The sequence below is a fragment of the Pontibacter pamirensis genome, from assembly GCF_010015475.1.
Classification (GTDB): Bacteria; Bacteroidota; Bacteroidia; order Cytophagales; family Hymenobacteraceae; genus Pontibacter; species Pontibacter pamirensis.
The window spans coordinates 1-6718 of sequence record NZ_SSNI01000079.1; the positions used below are offsets into that span (position 1 = coordinate 1).

Genomic DNA, 6718 nt, shown 5'->3' on the forward strand with positions numbered 1-6718 from the left:
GCTTTCTCCAGCTGCTTGTTTCGCTGCTTGAGTGCTTCCAGGTTTTGCTTTTGCTTCTCATTCATGGGTGGTAAAGATATAAGTCCTTGCTCAATCTTACGCTGGTCGTCCGTAACCCAATGATGAACAGTTTTGACATTGTGTACGCCAAGCTCCTGCATCACTTGCTTGGCATCTTCGCCTCCAAAAAGCACGCGAAAGGCTGCTGCCTCCTTGACTTCCTCGCTATACTGATAGCGGTTAAGTAGTTCTTTGATGTGGTCTTCCATAGGGATAGTTTGTTTAAAAACTGTCAACCTATTTCTGTACAACTCATTTTTAAGTAGCTAGGAAAGAAGCTCTTGAGAATAGCCTCTCAAGTTCACTCTGACTTAGTTTAAGCGCATTGATGCGTCTTTCCACCTGCTTTAGCCCTGTTCGCCTGCTTTTTTCGTTGGTTTCCTTTATCTCGCTTTTCTTGTATGGTTCTGCTTTAGTTACCATGTTCCAGATAATGACGGCCAGCTTTCTTGCTGTTGCCGTGATGGCGGCTATCCTCCCTTTCTTGAAGGCTATTCTTTTGAAAAACGGGGTGAGTTCATGCTCCTTCTGGTTGCCAATGGAGTTGGCCGCCTGGCCAAGAGCTATCGCCAAGTAAGACTTACCTGACGGTGTGCGGCTGCTGATAATACGCCCGCCGCTTACCTTGTTGTTTGGGACCAGGCGCAGCCAGCTGGCGAAGCTCTTGGCGGTTGGGAACCTGTGCAAGTCATTTCCCATCGTCGTCAGCAAGCAAAGAACGGTGCCGTAGCTGATGCCGGGGATAGCAAAAAGATCAGTTTTGAAGTACTGGTAAGCAATCTGGGGGACATTGAATCCAGGTGCGTTTTTACTGCTCTTCTTCTTGCTCTGTTTTACTGCCTTCCCTTCGGGTTCGGATGCTGCACGCTGAGGGAGGTGCTTCATCAAAGCGCTCTCGATCACCTGGTCACACTCCCTGAGGGCCTCTTCGTAGAGCCTGTAGAAGTGCAGGCACGCCTTCAACTCAAACAGCAGCTCTTCCCGCCAGGAGCCATGGAGCGCCTCGGCGATCTGCTGCTTGGACTTCTTCATCCTAATGTCTACCAGCGAGGCAAGATGCTGCGGATCCCGGCTCCCTGACAGAATCGCCTCTATTATGGCAAGTCCTGATTTACCGGTAATGTCACGGATGGCCACGTCCAGCCTGACGTTCATTAGCCGGAGCGCCTTTTGCATCTTGTGCGTGTACTTGGAAATCTGCTCCACCAGGTGCTGCCTGTGGTAATAGTAAGTGCGTAGCTCCTGGAGCGTGTCGCTCAGCAGAAAGCTGCCCGACAACAGGCCAAGGGAATGCAGCTTCTGAATCCACATACAGTCCAGCACGTCAGTTTTGCGCCCCTGCACATGCTTTGTCTGGCTCCCCCCGACAAGCAGCACTTCAAACCCGGCTTTCTGAAGCGCGTTGAAGAGAGTTTGCCAGTAGGTCCCGGTGCTTTCCATGGCGATTGTAGTAACTCCGGAATCGCGCAAGTGCAGCATGAGCTCCTGGTGGTCTTTGGTGCCAATGCCAAACGAGCGGACATTCTCCCTGTTTTGATCTATGGCAACAAAGTGGCTGCGGGACCCTACATCTATGCCGGCAGCGTGTGGGTTGACGATTTGAAGTGGCAGTGCTTTTCCCATGACGTTTCTTTTGTTATTTTAAGAATAGCTCCAGGGAATGTATTTCCTGATTAAGATTTTTCTGTACGGGATTCTCAGCCGAGATCACCAGTTAATTCACCAAATGCCCATGCATAGCAAGAGCCTATACATTCCAGCCCGGATTTCAGGGAGGACTTTACAAGTTCCATTTAAGTAAGGGGCTTGTTTTCTGAAGCAGACTCAAGATAAGCAGAATCAAGATGCTGAGAAGCTTCAGTTGTCATGCTTATTCAACAGTGCTCGCGCTATCCATGGATTTCAGGAGAAGACCTAGGATTACAAGTAAGTAGTTTACACTTAAACTGCTGTCCTATTTGCGGGGGCCATTATACTGTAAAATGACTATTTTTCCTTGTTCCCTAATTCTTTAGATTTTTTACCGCTTTCGGTACATTTTAAAGTATAATACGTACAAATAAAAAACTCATCATTGTACTTTAGTTATTTAAGTTTGTCTTAAATGTGATTTCTTAGTTAATTTTTAAACACCGCTACACTTGTAAAGTGGTTTTCCTAAGGAAGAGTGTACTGATGTAAATATTTAACTAGCGGTATTTGATAAGAACTTATCAAACTTTAAGAAAAGAGACCGCAGTAAGTGCGGTAAATATACAACTTCTGAGAAAGCCGGTCAGGGGGTGTGCCACGATTAGATGGACACGTGCTTTCTCAAGTTCATCCGTCCCCTATGCCACGGGTGAAGTCTACTTTAATTTTCTTATGCAGAAAGAGACAAATAGCCATTTTATTCTTATAGGGGCTATTCCGAAATCTTCTGGTGGAGGTAATATACGTGTACGTATTAAACTATATTAATCGCTCAAGCCAGAATTTTAGCTATTGAAAACGCTTCATGTTATTGCATCTCCCTAAAGGTACCACTATGAATAAATCTTTCATTCTACCTACTACTTATAAGCTTAATTTTCAAAATAGAGTAAGGGTTGGCATATATTTAATATTTCTGTCTTGCAGCTGCTTTTCTCCTGTAGTACAAGGTCAGAATAAGCTTTGGGATATAACCTTAGGGGGTACTCAATATGATCAACTCTCAGCCTTGATTAGGACGGTGGATGGGGGATGTCTATTCGGAGGAAGATCCCATTCAGGTGTAGGAGGACATAAAAGTGCAGCCAGTAAAGGATGGCAAGATTACTGGGTTGTGAAAGCCGACAGGAATGGTACGAAGTTGTGGGATAAGACTTTGGGGGGAAATGCCGGGGATTATCTACAGGATATTGTGGCTACACCAGATGGTGGTTACCTTTTGGGTGGCTTTTCCTTATCGGGTGTGGGGAATGATAAGACTACGCCTAATCAGGGGGGGTATGACTATTGGATCGTAAAATTAGATCGGAATGGTGTTAAACTTTGGGATAAAACTTTCGGCGGCACCTCCGACGACAGACTTTATGCACTGGTTGCTACGGCGGATGGAGGCTTCCTGTTGGGAGGCTATTCTAATTCAGGTAGTAATGGCGATAAAAGTGTAGCCGATAAAGGCGGTTTTGACTATTGGGTAATCAAGATCAACGGCAATGGAGACAAGCAATGGGATAAAGTGTTTGGCGGTACTAGTAATGATCAACTTCAGGCTCTGATTTCTACAGTGGATGGAGGTTTCCTGTTAGGAGGCACTTCCAGTTCCAGTATAGGAGGTGATAAGAGCCAAGGCAGCAGGAGGCAAGACTATTGGATAATCAAAATAAGCAGCAGTGGAGCGAAGCAGTGGGACAAAACCTTTAGCGGGAACAGAAATGATGCTCTTACAGCCCTGGTAGCTACGCAGGACGGAGGTTATTTGGTGGGAGGCTCCTCCGACTCCAATGCTGGATACGATAAGAGCGAAGCCAACAGAGGTAATCTTACCACTGATTATTGGATCCTGAAGGTCAATCGCAGTGGTGTGAAGCAGTGGGATAAGACCTTAGGTGGGAGCCAACATGATTTCTTAAGCAGTATGCTGACGACTCCCGATGGTGACCACCTACTGGGAGGCTATTCCTATTCGGGTAAAGGAGGCGATAAGGGTGAAGCCAGTAAGGGTAAAGCCGACTGTTGGCTAATAAAAATCAATAGCAGTGGAAATAAGGTCTGGGGTAGAACCTGGGGGGGCAGTAATCACGACTATAATATAGCTATGGTGGCTGCTACAAATAGCAGTTATTTTCTCGGGAACTTTTCCTTTTCAGGTAGAGGATTTGATAAGGGTGAAGCCAGTAAGGGTAGTGCGGATTATTGGCTAATGAATATGGAAGTTAGTGACGGTACTCAAACCACCATACACATCAATGCAGGCGGCTCCACATACACCGACAGTCAGTTGGGAATCTGGGGTGCAGACGCCCACTCCACCAGTGGGGTCACCTCCTCCAAGTTCTTTGACGTGGCGGGCACCGACGACGACGAACTGTACCTGAGGTACCGCTTCTCTGTTGGCCCGAACACTGCTGCGCCCGGGGCTCCCTTCAGCTATAGCATTCCTATGAACGGGGCAGGTCTTTATAAAGTAAAACTCTATTTCCTGGAGCCGTACTTCGGAGCCCCGGGAGGCGTGGCGGGCAGCGCCGGCAAGCGCGTGTTCCATGTGACCTTGGAGGGAAGGCGGGTGCTGAGCAACTTTGACATCTATGAGCAGCACGGAGCAGGCAACGCTGTGGTGAAGACATTTGAGAATGTGTCGGTGACAGATGGCACCCTTGATATAGACTTTACGTCTGTGGCCAATAATGCGATTGTATCTGCCATAGAAGCAGTGAAAGTCGCTGACCAAACGAACACCTCTGCCGCCCTCATGCAAGATTTGATGGAAGATGCAAGTAGCGCACGGCAGCTGACAGTGTATCCTAATCCGGGCACAGGGGGAAGGTTTTATGTGGAGGCAAGGAGCTTCGGCAAGAACGAGGCTGTCGCCCTTACCCTGTATGATGGATTAGGTCGCGTTATTAAATCCGTCATGCTTGCCACCGACGGTCAGGGAGCATTCAGTGCAGAAGTGTCCTTAGGCGGGCATGTGAGCCGGGGCGTATATATTCTGAAAGCCAGCGCCGTGTCAGGTACCAAGCAGTCGAGGCTGGTGATCGAATAAATGGGCATGGCCCTGTTGCGGGGCCAAGAACGCAAGAGGTGTTTTGCTGAAATAAATCAGCATTGAATATGCTATTGTTTGTTAAATCTAGCAGAGTGCAAGTCCTGTGCATGTCATAGCATTCAAATCATCTTAACACTGAAGCTGTAATGTTTATAGATGCAGCTGTTTGCTGTGCCAGGTGCCTAGATTAAGTTCTTAAGCGACTCCAGGTATATAATTTTTTATCAACAATGACTCTGATTTAACTAATTAAAATAACCAACTTAAATATTAGAGATGAGGTTTATATTGATAATCATGTTGTCCTGTTTGGCGCTGGACTCTGATGCCCAGACACCAGATGCAATTCCTGCACAGAAAGTAATTAAGTTGGCCGAACTGCAATATCAGGCTTATATTGAAAAGTATCCAAACAGCACTCAGTATCCCCGAAGCACAAATCCTGATGGGTCCTTATATACCACTGGTTCAAGTGCGTGGACTAGTGGATTTTTTCCTGGTAGCTTATGGTACTTATACCAGATAACGAATAAAACGCAATGGCGGCAGGCAGCCGAGAAATGGACTGAAGGGATTGAATCTCAAAAAACTAAAACCCACACCCATGACTTGGGCTTCATGCTTTACAACTCTTTCGGGAACGGGTTAAAGTTTACCAATAACCAGGCATATAAAAATATTCTTCTGCAGGGGGCTAACTCATTAGCTACTCGCTTTGATCCGGAAGTCAGCGCCATCAAGTCCTGGGATTTTGGTTCCTACTCTTACCCGGTGATTATTGATAATTTAATGAACCTGGAGTACTTATTTTGGGCCGCGAAAGCTAGTGGTAACTCTGTATTTTATAAAATAGCTGTAGCCCATGCAAATACTGATTTGAAAGACCGCTTTCGAGCAGACAATAGCAGCTATCATGTGCTGGATTATGACCCAGTATCAGGTATAGTGCTAAGCAAACTAACGGCCCAAGGCTATGCACACTCCTCTTGTTGGTCAAGAGGTCAGGCCTGGGGCATTTACGGGTATACGGTTCTTTATCGGGAAACCAAAGACATAAGATATTTAGAACAGGCAAAAGAAGCTGCGGATTATTTCCTTAGTCAAACTGATAAAATAGCTGACCATATTCCATACTGGGATTTCCAGGCACCGGATATTCCCAGCGCCCCCCGAGATGCCTCTTCAGCAGCCATTGCTGCATCAGCCTTGATTGAGTTAAGCAAATACGCTGGAGCAAACAACCAATACTTGAGTAAAGCCGCCCAATTGATTAATAGCCTTTGTTCTGATAAATATTTAGCCAAGGCTGGCGCCAACAACTATTTTCTTTTAATGCATAGTACTGGCAATAAGCCTAATAAATCAGAAATAGATGTACCGATCGTGTATGCTGATTACTATTTGTTGGAAGCAATTTGGCGTTACCAGAACTATGCTACTTTATCTTTTTAAGCTAGTTGAAATTGCAATATTTTACTGGAGACTTTTTCAGGCAGCCATAGCTTAGTTGTACAACAGGTCTTCATACTGGCAAGGGGTCAGATAGCCTAGCACTGAATGCCTCCTTTTCTGGTTGTAGAAACTCTCTATATACTCAAACACGGCTAGCCTTGCCTCTGCTATGGTGGCGAACTTGTGGTGGTACACCATTTCTGTTTTCAACGTCTTGAAGAAGCTCTCTGCCACGGCGTTGTCCCAGCAGTTGCCCTTGCGGCTCAAATCTTTGAATCCAACAGAAAGAATACAAGTAGGAACAGGTAAGCAACCACAGGCAGGATGGCAAAAATTTCTTGCGACAAATACACCTGGTGATATTGGGCATGAGGAAATTCCACCTGCCTGCTTCTTCCTTCAGACTGGACAGTACTCATATCTTTGAAGTGTTAGCCAGGAGTACAATTCTTACTATTTGTACCTTCGCTT

Annotated in this window: 4 protein-coding genes and 1 pseudogene; 2 read left to right on the top strand and 3 right to left on the bottom strand. The window is 46.1% G+C overall.

Features of this window, described 5'->3' with window-relative positions; translation table 11 throughout:
• Both E1919_RS26600 and E1919_RS26605 read right to left on the bottom strand, forming a co-directional pair.
• Positions 1-269, bottom strand: a 269-nt coding sequence (locus tag E1919_RS26600) for a hypothetical protein (protein WP_162056437.1), incomplete at its 3' end; no start/stop codon positions are given.
• Between the two features lie 49 nt (positions 270-318).
• The gene (locus tag E1919_RS26605; RefSeq protein WP_162056438.1) at positions 319-1683 is read right to left on the bottom strand and encodes an IS110 family RNA-guided transposase; all 1365 of its coding nucleotides are present in this window, start codon (positions 1681-1683) and stop codon (positions 319-321) included.
• Between the two features lie 1183 nt (positions 1684-2866).
• Between E1919_RS26605 and E1919_RS26610 the strand changes: the two genes are divergently transcribed.
• Both E1919_RS26610 and E1919_RS26615 read left to right on the top strand, forming a co-directional pair.
• Positions 2867-4792, top strand: a complete 1926-nt coding sequence (locus E1919_RS26610; RefSeq protein ID WP_162056439.1) for a malectin domain-containing carbohydrate-binding protein — start codon at positions 2867-2869, stop codon at positions 4790-4792.
• Positions 4793-5104: 312 nt separating this feature from the next.
• Positions 5105-6247: a glycoside hydrolase family 88 protein gene (locus E1919_RS26615; RefSeq protein WP_237144882.1), complete on the top strand. Its 1143-nt coding sequence runs from the start codon at positions 5105-5107 to the stop codon at positions 6245-6247.
• A gap of 51 nt (positions 6248-6298) precedes the next feature.
• Here the strand turns inward: E1919_RS26615 and E1919_RS26620 are convergent.
• A pseudogene (locus tag E1919_RS26620) lies at positions 6299-6514 on the bottom strand (IS3 family transposase); the annotation flags it as partial.
• Positions 6515-6718: the final 204 nt, after the last annotated feature.

Bases quoted from the DNA above. Each gene is read 5' to 3' on its own strand.
- E1919_RS26605 (WP_162056438.1), bottom strand. From the start codon at position 1,683: ATGGGAAAAGCACTGCCACTTCAAATCGTCAACCCACACGCTGCCGGC.